We start from the raw sequence: 14942 nt of genomic DNA, 5'->3' as shown, positions 1-14942 counted from the left end.
GCTCCGCTACTCCACGAGCAGGCGCTTCACGGGCGCGGGGTCCACGGCCACCATCAGCGGGCGGGTGAAGTTGCTGAAGGAGACCAGCGCCTGTCCCGGCGCGAGCCGCGACACCCGGTTCCAGAGCCCCTCGTCGATGTTTCCCACGGTGCGCTGCATCCGGGAGATGACGGTGCTGTCGGTGATTTTGTGGATGATGAAGTTGTTGAGCAGGCCGAGCACCTCGTTGGGAAGGTGCTGCGGCAACTGCGTCACGAAGACGAGCCCGAGCCACCGCTTGCGGCCGCGCTTGGCGATGCGGGCCACCTGCTCGAAGAGCACCGGCATCTGGGTGATGCGGCTGGCGGAGAGGAACTCGTGCGCCTCCTCGATGATGATGAGGACGGGTGTGACGGCCTGCTCGTTGTCATTCGCCTTCTGGTAGCGCGCCTCCTGCGTCTCCTGCAGCCCGCGGAGGATGTCGGCGATGACCAGGTTGTTGAGCTGGGGTGAATCCGTGTCCGACAGGTCGATGACGGAGACGCGCCCCGGTGTGAGCATGGAGGCATAGGCCACGCCGGGCACCCGGCCCACGTCGAAGATGTTGAGCCGGCGCAGCCGGTGGAGCTTGCTGGCCAGTGCCTTCCAGCTCACCTCGAGCCGGCTGCTCTGCTGCATCACCCGCGCCATCACCTTGCCGGGGCTGCTCCGGAACTCGCTGAAGAGCGAGGGCCCGATGGGCGGCGCTTCGGGCTGCTGCGGCTCATCGGGGTCCAGCCCGTCGAGGATGGAGGCCTGCCGGCCCCTGGCAGGACGCGCGCGGGTCTTGGTCTCCGCTCGGCCCTCGTCGCTGAGGCTGTAGATGTATGCATTCACGACGTCCAGCACGTGCTGGATGGTCATCCCGGGGTAGCCGGTGGTGAGCTCGTCCACGTCGAGCGCCTGCTGCCGTTCCTCGTCCGTCTTCGGGAAGATGCCGAAGTCTTCCAGCAGCAGCTTGGTGACGTCGTACGCCTTGAGGAACCGCTCCTGCTGCGCGTCCGACATGTCCAGGATTTCGGCCAGCGCGTAGGGCGAGAGGCTGGAGAAGTTCAGCGCGAACTCACGCAGGTTCCGGTGGCGCGGGTTGCGGCTGGTGCGGCCGGTGAGGTGGTGGATGTGCAAGTCGCGCACGCCCTGAGCCTTCTGCCCGCGGCGCTTGAGCGCTTCGAGCATTGCCGCATGGTCCGTGGGCTGGTCCACGTGCGTGTACTCGCCCTCCACGTCGAAGACGATGGTGGCGATGCCCGCCGCCTGGGCGCGGTGGATGAGGGTGGCGACGGAGGTGGACTTGCCGCCGCCCGTCGTTCCGATGATGCCGGTGTGGCGGGGGAGGATGGCCTTGTCCCGGGCATGGAGGCGGGCCTCCATGTTCTCGTAGCCCACCACGACGCCGAGGCACAGGTCTCCGCCCACGCCGAGCACGCGCTCACTCTCCTGTTCATCCAGCACGAAGACGGGGCTCTGCGGCTGCGGCCGGAAGCGGGGCGGCTTCAACGTGCCCTCCACTTCCTCGCCGAGCAACTCCACCTCCGCGCGGCCGTGGTAGTCGAACGTGTACGAGAGCTTCTTGCCCTGCGTCACCACGCCAATGGCCATGGTGGAGTTGGCCGGGACGGCATTGGGCTCCGCGAAGGGGCCGCGCACGACGACGCCGAGGTACGCGCGTCCGTCCTCGCGCGACTTCACCCGCACCAGCGTCTGCGACGCGAGCAGGTGCAAATCATCCCGGGTCATCAGGACGGTGATGAGGTTGTCCTGGCTGGACGGGGTGTCGAAGTGCGTGAAGCCCACGGCCTTCTCCAGCTCGGGGTCGAGTCGGGCCGCCGCCTTCGCCTCGCTCCGCAGCGCGTCCATCGCGGCCTTTGCTTCGGGCGGATTGGGGCGGACGACGTCCTCGGGCGTTCCGCGTGCCACCACGGGCGGCACCGTCTTGGCGCCGTTGGACTGGGGCGCACCGGCGGGCCGATAGCCATTGCCCGCGGGAGGTGTCGCCGGGCGCTGCGCCTCCCCCCGCGAGCCATTCACCACGTGAAGCGGAGTCGTCCTGCCGCCGTTCAGCCCCTCCATCCCTGGAGGCCTCTGTCCATTGCCATCATTGGCCATCGTTCACCTTCCCCGGCTAGCGGCGCAGCCCGCGCCCGCTGAAGTACTGGAGGTTCGCGCCCGCATGGGCATAGGCGTCCTGGACGAGCCCCTGGAAGCCGTCCTCGCCAAAGGCGGCGCGGCAGGACATCTCCGCGACGTCGAGGAGCATGGGGAAGCCCCGCTCCTGCCGGAGGACGCTGTCGGCCATGGCGACGCGGACCGCCTCATGGACGAGCTCCCGGTGCGCATAGAACATGCGGGGAGGGGAGTGGTCCGACACGCGGAACAGCCCCTTCACCACGTGGGGGCAGGACTCCCTCACGAAGTGCCTCGCCAGGCGCTTGCTCCGGTCCCCGTACTGCCAGCCGTCGACGAGGTGCTTCCCGTCGTTCTCCAGGGTCTCCAGCAGGACGAACTCGCCCGGGTCGAGCGCGAAGCCCATGGTGAGGAAGCCCCGGTCCTGGAGCGTGTTGGAGACGAAGACGAACTTCTTGTGCTCGTGGATGAGCCGCTCGAGCAGGCCAAGGGACTTCTGCAGGAGGCTCATGTAGCCGGAGCCGGTGAGCAGCTCATGGGCGCAGGGGTTGTTCAGTCCGATGCGCCACTCGGCCGAGGACTTGTCCAGCAGCGCGGCCCGCTCCGCGTAGGCGCGGATGCCGCGGCGGGCGAGCCGGGACTGTGCGTCATGCCGGTCCTTGAAGCGGTTCTGCCGCATGGCGATGTAGTCCATCGCCTCCTGGAGGCCATCCCCGCTTCGCTGGGCGACCTCCTTGCGGTAGAGGCGCTGCGAGAAGGCGCCAGACGTGCCGCCGTAGCCGACGATGGCCACCCCAATCTGGGAGATGCCGATGGGGATGCTGTCGTGAGACACGGACGAGCTGGCCACGGCGTCGGCGCGGCCCTGGAAGAGCAATCGCTCGTGGACGAGGCTCAGCTCCTCGGGCGTGACGTGGTAGACGCCGGCCTCGGGGAAGGCGTTGCTGCGCCCGGGGAGCCGCGGAAACAGCTCGGTGCGGACGAGGCCTCGCAGCCGGTCCTCCTTCGTCACCGCGTTGGCAATCTCCCGACGGAAGCGCTCCATCACGATGTCCAGGTCGAGCCCCGTGGACCACCGGTTGAGGTCGAGCGTGACGGCCAGTTGCTCACCGAAGGCCGCCTCGAACTCGTCGTCTCCAAACAATTCCTCTTCGGCTTCTTCTGGCGGAACCCCTTCCGACATGGTCACCCTCCGTCCAATCCAAAGAAGCTCTGGCTGGAGAAACGAGGCTTGCGCAGGCGGCGGCGCAGCGACGCGACGTACGTCCAGGCCACCTTTTCAGGCAGGCCGAAGCGGAACTGCACGTGCCTGGAGGCCTCCAGCTCGGACGCGCCCTCCACCAGGGGACGCACGAGCGCCGCCGGAGCCAGCAGCTCCAGCGCGAGCTGGTCCGCGCGCCGCTCCGCCTCCGCCACCTCGCCATTGGGGTAGTAGCCGGAGGCGTTGCGGCCGATGAGGTTCGAGCGGGGCTTCAAGGACACCCGCTCGAACAGCGCAGTCACCCGCTCCTCGGGAGTCGGCTCACGCGCTCCGTCGAACACCGCGAGGATGGACTCTCCGAAGACCTCCACGGCCCGACGGCGCGGGAGCAGGTGTTCGAGCACGAAGTGCGACGCTTCATGGGCCAGGGTGAAGCGCTGCTCGGCGGCGTCCCTCTGGCTGTCGTAGAAGAGGATGCCATTGCCCACGTCCCACACCATGCAGCCATGGACGTCACGGGGGAACTCCTCCGGCCGGCGAGTCCTGCCCCGCTGTTGCATCCATTGACTCATGCTCTCGGGCGTCGGGCGCTCCAGTGGCACCACGGTGATGTGGAGTCGCAGCTGAATCTCCAACGCCATGTTCCGGGGGAACCTGGGAGGCGCCCCCGTGCTGAACACCGCGGAGGCTTCCTCCAGCCAGCGTGCCGTCATGAGCCCGTCTCTTCGTCCCCGGAGTCGTCCCTCGCGGCCACCTGCATCGTGGGCAGGCCCACCTCGGACACATCCCTCGCATGCTGGACGATGGCCCCCATCACCTCGACCCGCCGGAGCACCTGGACGAGCGGCAGCAATTCCACCTGGAAGCGCGTGGCGATGGCGGTGGCCTGCTCCTCGAAGTGCGACTCCTCGGGACGACGGCACAGGGCCATCCAGCGCAGCATGTCTCGCGAGCAGCCCAACTCCTTCGCAAGCTGTTCCTCGGAGTGGCCTTCGAGCTGCCGGTACTGCTCGAAGACATGTCCCATCATTCGGGGTTCGGACTGGCTTCGCTGGGCGGCCCGCGCCAGCCATTCAGGGGTCGACATCGGCCCACTCCTCCCCGGTACGCGCCAGGGTCTTCAGGAGACGGTCCTTGTGCCGCTTCACCACCTGTCGAAGCTCCGCCTCGGGCATCGGGGGCAGCCCCATGGCCTCGCTCACAGCATGGGTGGACCCCTCGCCCTCGAGGATGAGCTTGAGCAGGATGAAGTCCCTCGGCTGGAACGGACTCTTGTCGAGCAACTCCATGGCTTCGCGAGCCTCCACGGATGTCTCCATGACCTCCTTCGGAGACCTCGCCTCGAGTTCGACAGCGACCCCGAAATTCTGCTCCCGCCGCTCGCGGGACTCGCGGGAGCGGCGCCGGTCCGTCAGCTTCTTCTTGGCCGCTTCCGTGAGGTATTTGCGCAGGCGCGCCTTGCCAGGAATGAACCGCTTCGGGTCCTGCACATACGCGAAGAGGACGTCGATGATGGAGTCATAGGCCTCGTCGCGCTGGAGACCCGTCATCCTGCTGCCGCCGAGCACCGCGAGGATGGGGTCCACGAAGGCTTCGATGACATCACGGGAGGCCACCGGGTCGCCGTCCAGGAGACGCTGGTGCAGCGTCTCCTCCTCCGACTGTGATGGAAAGCTCATCCCCACACCCCTCCGCGACACTCCAGCCCGCCTCGTTTTCGTCGCATCTCGCTTGCTCCTTCGGTACCAACCAGCGGAGTTCGACGCAGGGGCCTGCGCATGATCATGCAAGAGGTTGATCTTCGCAGTCCAGCCTGTCCCTACCTCTTGGGGGGTATGTCAATTCTGCCTCACTCTGGGTTGTGAATGATCCCCTCCGTCTGGAATGACAGGGCGGCCTCCCTCCCGAGGGACGAGACGCCTGTCAGGCAGGGCACAGTCACCCGGCCGTGTCAGTGAATTTCGTCGTCGCCAGTGCTGTCCCTGGCTGCCATCTGCATGCCGCTGTTACCGGCGGAGTCATGCCGTGCCGACAGCGCCTCCAGGACCTCCACGCGTCGGAGCACCTGGACGAGGGGCAGCAATTCCACCGAGAAGCGCTCGGCGATGGCGGAGGCCTGCGCCGTGAAGGCCTCCCCTTGCGGACGGCGGCACAGTGACAGCCATTGAAGCGCTTCCAGGGTGCAGCCGAGCCCGGCCGCGAGCGCCTCTTCGGAGCAACTCTCGAGCTGGCGGTAGCGAGCGAAGGCGTACCCCAGCATCCAGGCCTCTCCATGGCTGCGTCGCACCGCGGCTCCGAGCCAGGCGGGAGTGGACATCGGAATCCTCCTTTGTGCGTATTTCCATGGATTGCCCATGGCCTCTTTCGGAGACGCCGGGTGGAGTTCGACAAACGCTCCGCGCTCGCGGTGGACATGTCATGAAAAAAGGACGCGGCTCGCACTTCGGGTTTCCGCGACGAAGGAATGAGGGAGGACGGCGCAACGCCGGACTGCTTCCGAGAGGGGACCCCATGACATCCATGCACTGCCGTGTCGCCACCACCCAGCGCGAGCTCGATGACGCGCTGCGCGTCCGCTGGGCCGTCTTTGGCGGAGAGCTGCGTTTGATTTCCGGAAAGGCGCCGCCGTCCCGGCGCGAGGTGAGCTGCTTCGACACGCTGGACACGACGGTGCACCTGGTCGTCTACGCGGACCGCGAGCCGGTGGCGACGGTGCGCATCCTGCTGCCCAACCCGGAGGTGGCGCACGACACCGGGGGGCGGCTGGGCATCGAGCTGGAGCAGAAGCTGGACCTGTCGGGTGTCGTGGCTGAGAGCCGGCTGTTCGCGGAGACGGCGCGCTTCTGTGTGCTCGAGCGGTGGCGCCACTCGGAAGCGGTGGCGAGGTTGCACGCGGGCATCTACGAGGAGAGCCGGCGGCGCGGGGTGACGCACTGGATTGCGGCGGCGAACCTGGACACGGACTCGGAGGAGGACGCGCGCCTCGTGTACCAGGTGGCGGCGCACCGGGGCTGGCTGAGCCCGCGCTGGAAGGTGAAGGTGTCGGCGCCAGGGGAGTCACCCGTGATTCCGAGTGACCCGCTGTACACGGCGCAGGAGCGGGCGCGCGCGAGGCAGGGGCAGCTGGACGGGTTGCGAATGCCCCGAGCGCCCTCGCTGTTCGCGAGGAAGATGGGGGCGAGGTTCATCTCCGAGCCCATTTATGAGGCAGGCTTCCGCCGCTTCACCCTGCCGCTGATGGCCGCGCTGGATGAGATTCCGGCCAGTACGCTCGCGCGGTTCGAGGCGCTGGACTCCCGCGCCTCCCGCGCTGCCTGACGCGCTGCGACTTCCCCTTCACCTTCAACTCGCAATACCTGGGACCTGAAGACGCCCGGAACAGGAGAGGTCCGTGCGCGTACACGGGCTGAAGCGTCTTCACGTCGAGGGCGGGAGTGCCGCCGGCGTTGCCGGACACGGCGTACGTGCTGGAGTATCGAGTACCTGTCGGTGACGCGGGCGGGCAGGGCGGTGGAGCGGCTGATTGAGGTGGACGCCATCCCGAACATCCGCAAGGCGGTGACGTTCCTGCGCAGCCTCGGGGACGTGGATGGGGACCTGTGGCAAAGCAGACCGCGGTGCTGCGGGCGCTGACGGACCGAGAGGACCAGGCCGCCGTGCTGCTGTTGGCCCGTCCCACGCGGGCGCTGTACCCAGTCTTATTCCGCGAGGGGTGAGGGGAGCCATACCTCCCCGGGGGTAGGGACAGCCCGGCACCCGAAGTTCATTCTCCCATTCGAACAGTTGCACCGACTGTGGAGGACGCGCCGTGCGGTTCATCACCCGGGTTCAGCTCGAGGGAGGGCGCCGTCACGGGCCCGAGCACAAGGGTGGCGGAGCGCCGGTACAGACGAGGGGTGCGACTGCTGGGCGCCGCGAGCGGGTCTGGAACTACGAAGGGGCCAGACCCGCTCGTGGCCGCTCAGATGGGCTTGAGGATGCGGGCGGCCTAGTGGAGGAAGTCGACCCGGCCATCGCACATCAACCGTTTGTAGATGTCGCGCACGTGCGTCTTCACCGTGTGCAGAGACAGGCCGACGTCCTCGGCGAGCTGCTAGTTGGACAAGTTCCTGAGCAATCCCTTCGCGACTTCGACCTGCCCCGCGGTGAGCCGCCGGGCAATCTTGTATGGCAGCGGGATGGAGTTGGAGAACTCGTGGAGGACGAGCGCCCAGGGACGCGAGCCGTCCGGTTCGGGCAACTCGATGAACTTCACCATCACGTGCTCGTGGTCGCGCGAGCGCAGCATGGTGTCCGCCATGATGCGCCCGAGCACGCTCATGCGGGTAAGTGTCAGGGGCAATGGATCGCCGAGAAGCAGAGTGCGAGCGCAGAGTTCGCAGTGAGAGACGCAAACGCTTTTCGATCTGTCTGGGGCATGCGTACGGCTGGAAAAGAGATGCTCAGTGCTGGGCTCTCGCTACGACTGCGGCGACTTTGGACAGAGATTCGGGCAGGAACGGGTCTTGGGATTGACACTGATACTTATCAAGATTGCGCAGGCCTTCATGTTCGATTGGCTTTTCGAGAAGAGATTCTCGCTCGAGCAGATGTCGACAGAACTACCTCGATCCGAAGTGCTAAGGCGAGGGAGGGTTGTTATTCTGGACGACGAAGTGCCTGAAATGATAGCAGATCTCAAGCGACAGGGGCTGGCTGTCGAGCACTGGGTGTCGACGTCCGATAGCAACTTTGGGCGACTGGAGACGGGATTCTACGATGTCCTGCTGCTTGATTATGGAGGAATTGGGCGGAGTTTCGGACACGATGAGGGACTGGATGTTCTGAGACATCTGAAGCGCGTGAATCCAGCGCTTAAGATTCTTGCCTTTTCATCACGAACATTTGACGCATCGAAGGCCGACTTCTTCAGGTTGAGCGATGGCGTAATTCGGAAGGATGCTGGCATTCGCGAGATGATGGAACAAATCGAAACCCATCTATCTCAGTCACTAACGCCAGCAACGTACTTCAAGGCCATTTGCACAACACTGGGAATTGAGCCGGAATCGGAAAGCGCAAAGCGAATAGGCCGACTTATCCTGCGAGCGGCGGACCATCCCAAGAAGAGCGGGCAGCTACTGGAAGCCGTGCGGTCGCTCGCTGCGACAGCTGGCACTTCGACGGTAGAGTCCCTTGCGAGTAAGGCGGTTGATCTGGTTGTTGCGTCAACGTCGTCATCCATATGAATCCTGATAATTTCGAAGACCTCCTTCTGACACTGAGCCCATACCCAGTAGTCAGACTCTCCGATGTTCAACTCCCGGTCGATGGAGCCTTAGTTCCGGCTCCGCCGTACTGCAGGAAAGTCTTCCCTCTTGGGAAATGCCAAGAGCACTACAAGTCCCTTGCAGCGTCGAAGGAGACAGGAACGCGCACATGCCCATACGGTTTTTTAACCCAAAGGACACAGATCGGGGATTGCGAAATTGCACTGACTGCGTTGCTCACCCCCGAAGCAGAGGGGTATAGGAAGCTCAAGAAGGATGCCCCCGCGTCCAACATCTCGGCGAAGTTGCTTGAGGAGAAAATCAGACGCTTCTCGGATGCCGCAAATCAGCTCGTAAGGATTTCAAGAAAAGGGGGGAATAGCTATATCGAGGCGCTGCACGAGGTGAGGCGTCTCAATCAGACCGTGAAGGTAATAATGGAGCGATCTGTGATGGCGCTCAAGGAGGGACGTCCTGTTCTTCAGGGCGACATCGTGCGGGCCGAGAAGGCATCGGAGATGATGTCACTCCATATGGATGCGCTCGACCTGCTTGCAAATCCATCCCTGTTGGAAAAGGCGCCACTGAGGGGGTTTGTCTTATATCAGCTTGTTGACAAGATTTGCCACGTATACAAACCCAGGGCTGACGAACGGAGGATTGGTTTCCTGTTGACCGGAAAATCATTCTCTGCGATCAAAGCCGACGACCGAACATTTTATATTATTCCAAGCGTTTTGATCGATAATGCAATCAAGTATGGGCCCCCGGAGACGATGGTTGAGGTTCGGGTCTTTGAGGGAGCCATGAACAATCTTCCGTCTGTTGGATTCAGCGTGTCCAGCATTGGCCCTCCGAGCAGTAAGGCCGAAGAGGCCCGAATGATTAGACAGCGAGGGAGGGGGCAGATGGCCGCCGCATCTGCAGATGGATCAGGTCAGGGCTTGTACCTTGCTGGATTAATTGCACGACATCACGGCGCAAGTCTTAGTTTTACTCAGCGACAGGTGGGGGTTGATAGATCGGAATGGGAGTTTAGGTTCGAGACCCCCGTTTACACGGAGCGACAGCAGGCCAAGGCTCAAAAGCGAAAGTAGAGCCCATCTCAGAATTGGCGGAGGAGAATGGGGAGCAAGAAGGCGGAGGATGCCGAGGAAGTTCTCGGCCTTGCGCTCGTAGCGGATGACGAGGCGCCGGAAGCAATGGAGCGAGGCGAAGAAGCGCTCCACCTCCGAGCTCCGCCTGTAGCGCCGCAGTTCCATCCCATCCTGCGGCTTGCTGCGCTCTCGGTGGTGCGGGGCAATCAGCTTCAGGTCGCGCTCGTCCGAGAGTCGCTCGCCGAGATGGGCGTGTCCCAGTCGACGTTTCCGCAGCGGCTGTGAGCGACGAATAGGGGCGGACATGACGCCCTGGCCCGTTTCGGTGGGATAAGATCAGCCTTGTGGCTGCCGCCTGAAGCGGGGCTAGGAGAATGTATTCGACGTGAACAAGCACTTCTTCGAACGCTTTGAGCGAGGGGGCAGCGGGCGAAGCACTGCGCCTGCATTCGCCATGCTGGGAGTGCTTGCCTCGCACCCTGAAATGGGTATTGAGCGCATTTACCCTGGGGAGCGCCTCACTTTCAGTGGGCTTATTCCGGATGAGCCGCTCCGGTTCGGGTTCTCCTCGCGAGACCGTGCAACGCTTGAGCAATTCTATGCATTCTGGCCCATGTGGATGGACGGACTCGCTGCCAACTGGGCGAATCTGGTTTCAGAGCTCGGTCCTCCCCGGATTGTAATTGCTCAAGACGATGAGAACCCAGAGGTGCTGGCCTACTTCGCAGAACTGCTTGCTGACCCGTCCGTAGGAGCGGCGTCCGTTTATATTCAAGCTGGTGAACCGCGGATAGAGCGCCCCTTCGCGTGGCCGTTGGAGATAGTGGCGCAGTCCTCGGAACGACACCTCATCGAGATTGTAAGGGAGAACGTGTCAGGTGGTGATGCGCTGGTGCGCGGGCTTTCCTTAGAGAACTCGGCCGTCGGCCATGTGCTCTTGGTTCCCCCTGACATCTCCTTCGTACCAGGTACGCCAGGGACCCAAGCCCGGGAGATGCCGTCTAGCGCCATCGCTATCGCCTTCGTTTCAGAACGCAAGAGTGCGGTGGAAGCGATGGCATTGGGGCTCAAACTCCGCTACCGGCTGGACACGGACGCGGTGTTAGTGGTCCGCACCCCCATGAAGAGGCGTGAGGATTACTGGCTCGCGCTACTCGCCACGCTGAGCAGTGGTCGTGCACTCGATGAGGCGGCCCTGCTTGCGAGTCGTTCGCTCGCCGTGCCGTTCCTGCTCTCTTCTTGGAGTTTCCTCACGAAGGCGAAGCTGGCGGCATGGGATGACCAAGGCGCTGCCATCGAGCTCCTTCGGTTTTCCGAAATGTTGCGGGACCGCTTCGAGTTGGTCGACGTCGTGGTTCCGGCCCCGCTGGCTCATTCTCTGGGTGTGGAAAGCTCGCAGTTGAGCGCCCCTGCGTTAGCGGTTGCCCTCCAGCGGTTCTTGTCGGAGCAAAGCGTCGGGAGTCAGCCTGGGCTGGGAGCGGCACTCGCGCAGTTGCGCTGGGCCGTACGTTCTGCGGAGGAGCGCTTGGACGTGCCGAAGTCGCAGGCGCCCGGCATTCCCCCCGCGCTGGATCCGAAGCCGCCTCGAAAGCCACTGCCTCGGTATCTTCAAGCGAACATTTTCTCCACCGACGAGGGGGATGTTGTGCACGAGCCCGGTGCACTGCTGGCCGACCACACCTACCGATTGGAGGTTCACATTGGGCCGGTGCATTTCGGCTCGCGCTTCGTGTGGAAGCCATTCCCTGAAACAGACCTGCCCTCATCTCCTGGCGGTAATGAACTCACCGTCGTCTTCGCGGACATCTCCGGTGGTCGTAAGCCACCGCCGCCGCAGTTGGCTCGCATCCATTTCCCCACCGAGGGGGATAGCGCTCCATGCTCTTTCACGTTCTCCACACCTGCGCTGGTGGGATTAGGGCCGTCCGCTGAGCGCTTCTCCGCGCGTATTACGGTCTTATACCGCAATCGAGTCCTCCAGACAGCTTTGGTCTCTGCCCCTGTTGTGCCATCCGTGGAAGCGCGTGCGCGAGTGTGGCGTGGCGTGGAACAGGACATGGAGCTGCCACCTGTTTCTCCGAGCGATGCACTGGATGAGCGGACGCACTTCGATGCTGCGCTGGTGCTCAATCATGATGCAGCGGGTGTCGCGGGTACCATGGTGGTGGAAAACGAAAAGGCACGCTGGATCAATATCGACCAACCAGACCTAGATGAGTCCATCCGTCAACTCCGCGCCCGGCTGGATGAGCTGACTCTGAGTGCTGACCGTCCCGGAAGCCTAGACGATGTGCGCCTCGTCACTCTCCTGGTGACGCTGGCAAATCAAGGGGCGCTGCTCTGGAGAATGGTGGTCGAACAACCTGGGGTTGGCCCCGGTCTGCGTCAGGGGAAGCGGATCCAACTCCTGGAGGCCAGAAGGGGTACCTTCCTTCCCGTTGAGTTCTTCTATGAGTTCCCCGCGCCACATACCAAGGCTCAACTTTGTCCCAACGCTCGACAGGCTCTTGAGACCGGTAGGTGTGACCACGCGTGTCACTTGGACGAGGAACTGGCCGAAGACTACGTATGCCCTGCTGGATTCTGGGGACTCACCCGCGTCCTTGAGCGGCAGCGCGTAGTCGACCCCGAGCAGGCGCGCGGTGATGTGGGGCTGAGGTCCATGCCCAGTCGTGAACGGCGGACCATCCCGCTTTTGCTAAAGGGGCTCGTTGGAGCCAGCCACCTGGTGGACAGCCACGACGTTGGTAGCATGGACAAGGTGCGACATACGCTCCAAGCACTGTGGCCCGATTGCACACAGGAGGTGAAGGGGTGGAAGGAGTGGGCGAAGGCGATCCAGCAGGACGCACCATCTCTTCTGGTGCTCATCGTCCACGCGGGCATAGAGGAGAGCACGGATGTTCCCACCATAGAGATAGCGGACGAGGCGCTCGCGGTCTCGCGCCTCCACGAGCGCCACGTGCGGCAGCGGGACTCCAGTGGCGGCGTCCTCGTGCTGTTGCTGGGATGCAGCCCCGTACTGCCAGCGGTGAAGTTCCAGAGTGTCGTGGGCCAGTTCCTGTCGGCTGGCCGCGGCACAGCCGTGGTGGTCAGCAGCATCGCAGACATGCTGGGACGGCATGCCGGCCCCACTACCGCAGAGTTGCTCACTGGGCTGGGGGAGTTGGTGCGCAGTGGGGCCGTGAACGTGGGCGATGCATTTATTCGGTTGCGGCGCAAACTCTTCGCTGGAGGAGATCCGCTCATGCTCGGCCTCGTCGTATATGGGGACGTAGACTGGTTCCTGGTTGCGCCTACGGGGCCGAGGGAGGACGTCGATGCTGAAACTGGAGATGTTGCCCGCCGGATGCGGGGACTGCCTGATTCTTGAGCATCTGCATGATGGGCGGTCCCAGCGCATCCTCATCGATGGGGGTACTCCCGCTTCGTACCCAGCACTCCGCGCTCGTTTCTCCCGAGAGATACGGCCGCACTTTGACTTGATTGTCGTCACCCATGTGGATGTGGACCACATGGGTGGCATTCTAGAGTTGCTCAGGGACACCACACTGGGCGTCACCTATGACGATCTTTGGTTCAATGGGTTTCTTCACATGAAGCCCTTTCTGGCTGATGCCCTCGGCTCGGCGGGAGTGGCCACTTTCGCTCGAGAAGGGCGGGCCAACGATGATTTGCTCGGCCCCGCACAGGGTGCGGCGCTGGCGGTGCTCGCCAAGGCAGGGCGCTGGAATGAGGCGTTCCATCGTGGCCCCATCGTCGCGCTGGACGTGGGTGTGCTGCCCCGCATCGAGCTGCAAGGGGGGCTAGCGCTGACGGTGCTGTCGCCCACGCCAGCCACGCTTCAGAAGATGGCGCTTGTCTGGGCGCGGGAGGTTCGTTCTGCAGAGGAAGAACTAGCTCAGCCCGTCTCGCCCGGAGGGGAGCAACTGGATCTGTTGGGCGGACTGGACGTGAAGGCCTTGGCATCAGAGCCGGAGCATCGTGACGATGCACCTGCGAATGGAAGCAGCATCGCATTGCTCGCTGAGGTTGGGCCGCATGCGTGCCTTCTTGCGGCAGATGCTTGGCCGAACGTTCTTGCCACGACGATCCAACGGCTGCTTCGGGAGCGCGGACTGCGCAGGTTGCCTGTTGGCGCAGTTAAACTGCCCCACCACGGCAGCAAGCGCAACGTCACCCGCGATTGGCTCAACTTAGTGGAGTGCAGCAACTTCCTCATCTCCACGGACGGCAAGAGATTCCGTCACCCGGATGCCCAAGCTATCGCCCGGATCATCTATGAGAGGCGCGATGTCAGGCTCCACTTCAACTCCGCTTCGCTCTCTGCGCTGCGCTGGCAGTCTGAGAGCCTCCAAGTTCGTTACGGCTTCACCACCGTCTTCCCAGGCAGCGGAGGCGAATCGCTAGTACTGATGATTGGCTGAGCGTCTCTCGCGAGCCCTCAGGTGTACCACGCCGGATTGTTGAGACACCAAGTTGGTCGTAATCAGGCAGGCTGCTTGCTTCTGCATAGGCTGCCGCCGGGCCTGACTCGGCGAGAGGAAGTCGTGGCGCTGCCGTCAGCTCGGTATCGGATTGCCGGAAAGCACCAGCCGCGCCTTACGGCTGGCACCGAGAAGAGCGTCTTTCAACGGGCGAGGAGGGGCACTCTCAGCCCTTGAAGGCCACTTTCACTGCACCCTGAAGCAGCAGGAACAACGGAACACCTGTCAGCCCGAGCAGCCCGAAGAAGAGCGAGGCGAGCGCCCATAGGATGGCCGGCCCGAGTCCCAGCGCTTCCTGGCTGCGCGCCTTCACGATGTGGATGAGGCCCCGGAAGCCCGCGACCATCTGGATGGTCGCGATGAGTACGAGTGGCCGGAACGTCCCTGCATCGCCAAGATCAATGGCCATCGCAATGAAGACCCACACCCATCCAAGCACGAACATCCCCATCGCGACGCCGCCGGAGACGAGGGCCTTGCGCGCGAGTGAGTCCGAGCTGGTGGCGAGAGCAGTCATGGCTCCAGATGCTATCGCGACAGGAGTGGTTCTATGTTCCGGGCGCCATGACCATCACCGCCCTCAAGCCATTCATCCCGTCCGGGAAGGACTTCGCGGCCGCCCGGAGCTTCTTCGTGGACCTAAACGACGGGGCGTGATTCTCGATCGGCCCGGAGGGCAGGCAGGCGCAGGACGAGCGGGGAAGCGGCAGGAACCCGCTCCGTTCGGCCTTGTGTGCGCAAGAACCAGAAGAAGAAGCGAGCCCTG

The 14942-nt window shown here is 63.8% G+C and carries 16 protein-coding genes and 1 pseudogene; 8 read left to right on the top strand and 9 right to left on the bottom strand.

Features of this window, described 5'->3' with window-relative positions; genetic code table 11:
• Positions 1-6: 6 nt before the first annotated feature.
• The 6 genes from G4D86_RS33570 to G4D86_RS33545 all read right to left on the bottom strand — a co-directional run bounded on the left by G4D86_RS33570 (position 7) and on the right by G4D86_RS33545 (position 5660).
• The gene (locus G4D86_RS33570; RefSeq protein WP_163998191.1) at positions 7-2088 is read right to left on the bottom strand and encodes an ATP-binding protein; all 2082 of its coding nucleotides are present in this window, start codon (positions 2086-2088) and stop codon (positions 7-9) included.
• 52 nt (positions 2089-2140) lie between these two features.
• Positions 2141-3325, bottom strand: coding sequence for a hypothetical protein (locus G4D86_RS33565; protein ID WP_163998190.1), 1185 nt, complete (start codon positions 3323-3325; stop codon positions 2141-2143).
• 2 nt (positions 3326-3327) lie between these two features.
• Positions 3328-4056, bottom strand: a complete 729-nt coding sequence (locus G4D86_RS33560; protein WP_163998189.1) for an ImmA/IrrE family metallo-endopeptidase — start codon at positions 4054-4056, stop codon at positions 3328-3330.
• Complete coding sequence (locus G4D86_RS33555; RefSeq protein ID WP_163998188.1) at positions 4053-4430, bottom strand: hypothetical protein; 378 nt, start codon at positions 4428-4430, stop codon at positions 4053-4055. Before G4D86_RS33555 ends, G4D86_RS33560 begins: the two co-directional genes overlap by 4 nt.
• The gene (locus G4D86_RS33550; protein WP_163998187.1) at positions 4417-5022 is read right to left on the bottom strand and encodes a sigma-70 family RNA polymerase sigma factor; all 606 of its coding nucleotides are present in this window, start codon (positions 5020-5022) and stop codon (positions 4417-4419) included. Before G4D86_RS33550 ends, G4D86_RS33555 begins: the two co-directional genes overlap by 14 nt.
• A 272-nt stretch (positions 5023-5294) precedes the next feature.
• Positions 5295-5660, bottom strand: a complete 366-nt coding sequence (locus G4D86_RS33545; protein ID WP_240360613.1) for a hypothetical protein — start codon at positions 5658-5660, stop codon at positions 5295-5297.
• Positions 5661-5854: 194 nt separating this feature from the next.
• Between G4D86_RS33545 and G4D86_RS33540 the strand changes: the two genes are divergently transcribed.
• Positions 5855-6661, top strand: coding sequence for a GNAT family N-acetyltransferase (locus tag G4D86_RS33540; RefSeq protein WP_163998186.1), 807 nt, complete (start codon positions 5855-5857; stop codon positions 6659-6661).
• A 171-nt stretch (positions 6662-6832) separates the two neighbouring features.
• Positions 6833-6976 carry a hypothetical protein gene (locus G4D86_RS53945; RefSeq protein WP_205519940.1) on the top strand — a complete coding sequence of 48 codons (144 nt, stop codon included), beginning with the start codon at positions 6833-6835 and terminating at the stop codon, positions 6974-6976.
• A 355-nt stretch (positions 6977-7331) separates the two neighbouring features.
• Here the strand turns inward: G4D86_RS53945 and G4D86_RS54320 are convergent.
• Together G4D86_RS54320 and G4D86_RS33535 are read right to left on the bottom strand one after the other, a co-directional pair.
• Positions 7332-7424 (bottom strand): annotated as a pseudogene (locus tag G4D86_RS54320) (hypothetical protein); the annotation flags it as partial.
• A gap of 12 nt (positions 7425-7436) precedes the next feature.
• On the bottom strand, positions 7437-7664 hold the full coding sequence (locus G4D86_RS33535) for a hypothetical protein (protein ID WP_163998185.1): 228 nt from the start codon (positions 7662-7664) through the stop codon (positions 7437-7439).
• Positions 7665-7788: 124 nt separating this feature from the next.
• Here G4D86_RS33535 and G4D86_RS33530 point away from each other — a divergent pair, with 124 nt between their 5' ends.
• From G4D86_RS33530 to G4D86_RS33515, 5 genes are all read left to right on the top strand, one after another.
• Positions 7789-8571 carry a DNA-binding transcriptional response regulator gene (locus G4D86_RS33530; protein ID WP_163998184.1) on the top strand — a complete coding sequence of 261 codons (783 nt, stop codon included), beginning with the start codon at positions 7789-7791 and terminating at the stop codon, positions 8569-8571.
• Complete coding sequence (locus G4D86_RS53190) at positions 8568-9689, top strand: sensor histidine kinase (protein ID WP_240360612.1); 1122 nt, start codon at positions 8568-8570, stop codon at positions 9687-9689. Before G4D86_RS33530 ends, G4D86_RS53190 begins: the two co-directional genes overlap by 4 nt.
• A 27-nt stretch (positions 9690-9716) precedes the next feature.
• Entirely contained in the window at positions 9717-9974 is a 258-nt protein-coding gene (locus G4D86_RS53185) for a hypothetical protein (protein ID WP_240360611.1), read from the top strand.
• Between the two features lie 100 nt (positions 9975-10074).
• A complete protein-coding gene (locus tag G4D86_RS33520) occupies positions 10075-13062 on the top strand; it encodes a hypothetical protein (RefSeq protein WP_163998182.1) in 2988 nt (995 codons plus the stop codon).
• Positions 13010-14116, top strand: a complete 1107-nt coding sequence (locus G4D86_RS33515) for an MBL fold metallo-hydrolase (RefSeq protein WP_163998181.1) — start codon at positions 13010-13012, stop codon at positions 14114-14116. The genes G4D86_RS33520 and G4D86_RS33515 overlap by 53 nt, the downstream gene beginning before the upstream one ends.
• Before the next feature lie 226 nt (positions 14117-14342).
• Here the strand turns inward: G4D86_RS33515 and G4D86_RS33510 are convergent, their stop codons facing one another.
• Positions 14343-14693, bottom strand: coding sequence for a hypothetical protein (locus tag G4D86_RS33510; RefSeq protein WP_163998180.1), 351 nt, complete (start codon positions 14691-14693; stop codon positions 14343-14345).
• 8 nt (positions 14694-14701) lie between these two features.
• On the opposite strand from G4D86_RS33510, the gene G4D86_RS53940 reads away from it, so the two are divergent.
• A complete protein-coding gene (locus tag G4D86_RS53940; protein WP_275899171.1) occupies positions 14702-14833 on the top strand; it encodes a hypothetical protein in 132 nt (43 codons plus the stop codon).
• Positions 14834-14942 lie beyond the last annotated feature (109 nt).

Source organism: Pyxidicoccus caerfyrddinensis, assembly GCF_010894405.1.
GTDB lineage: Bacteria > Myxococcota > Myxococcia > Myxococcales > Myxococcaceae > Myxococcus > Myxococcus caerfyrddinensis.
The sequence above is the reverse complement of the archived record's forward strand: the minus strand, read 5'-3'. Positions and strand labels throughout refer to the sequence as shown.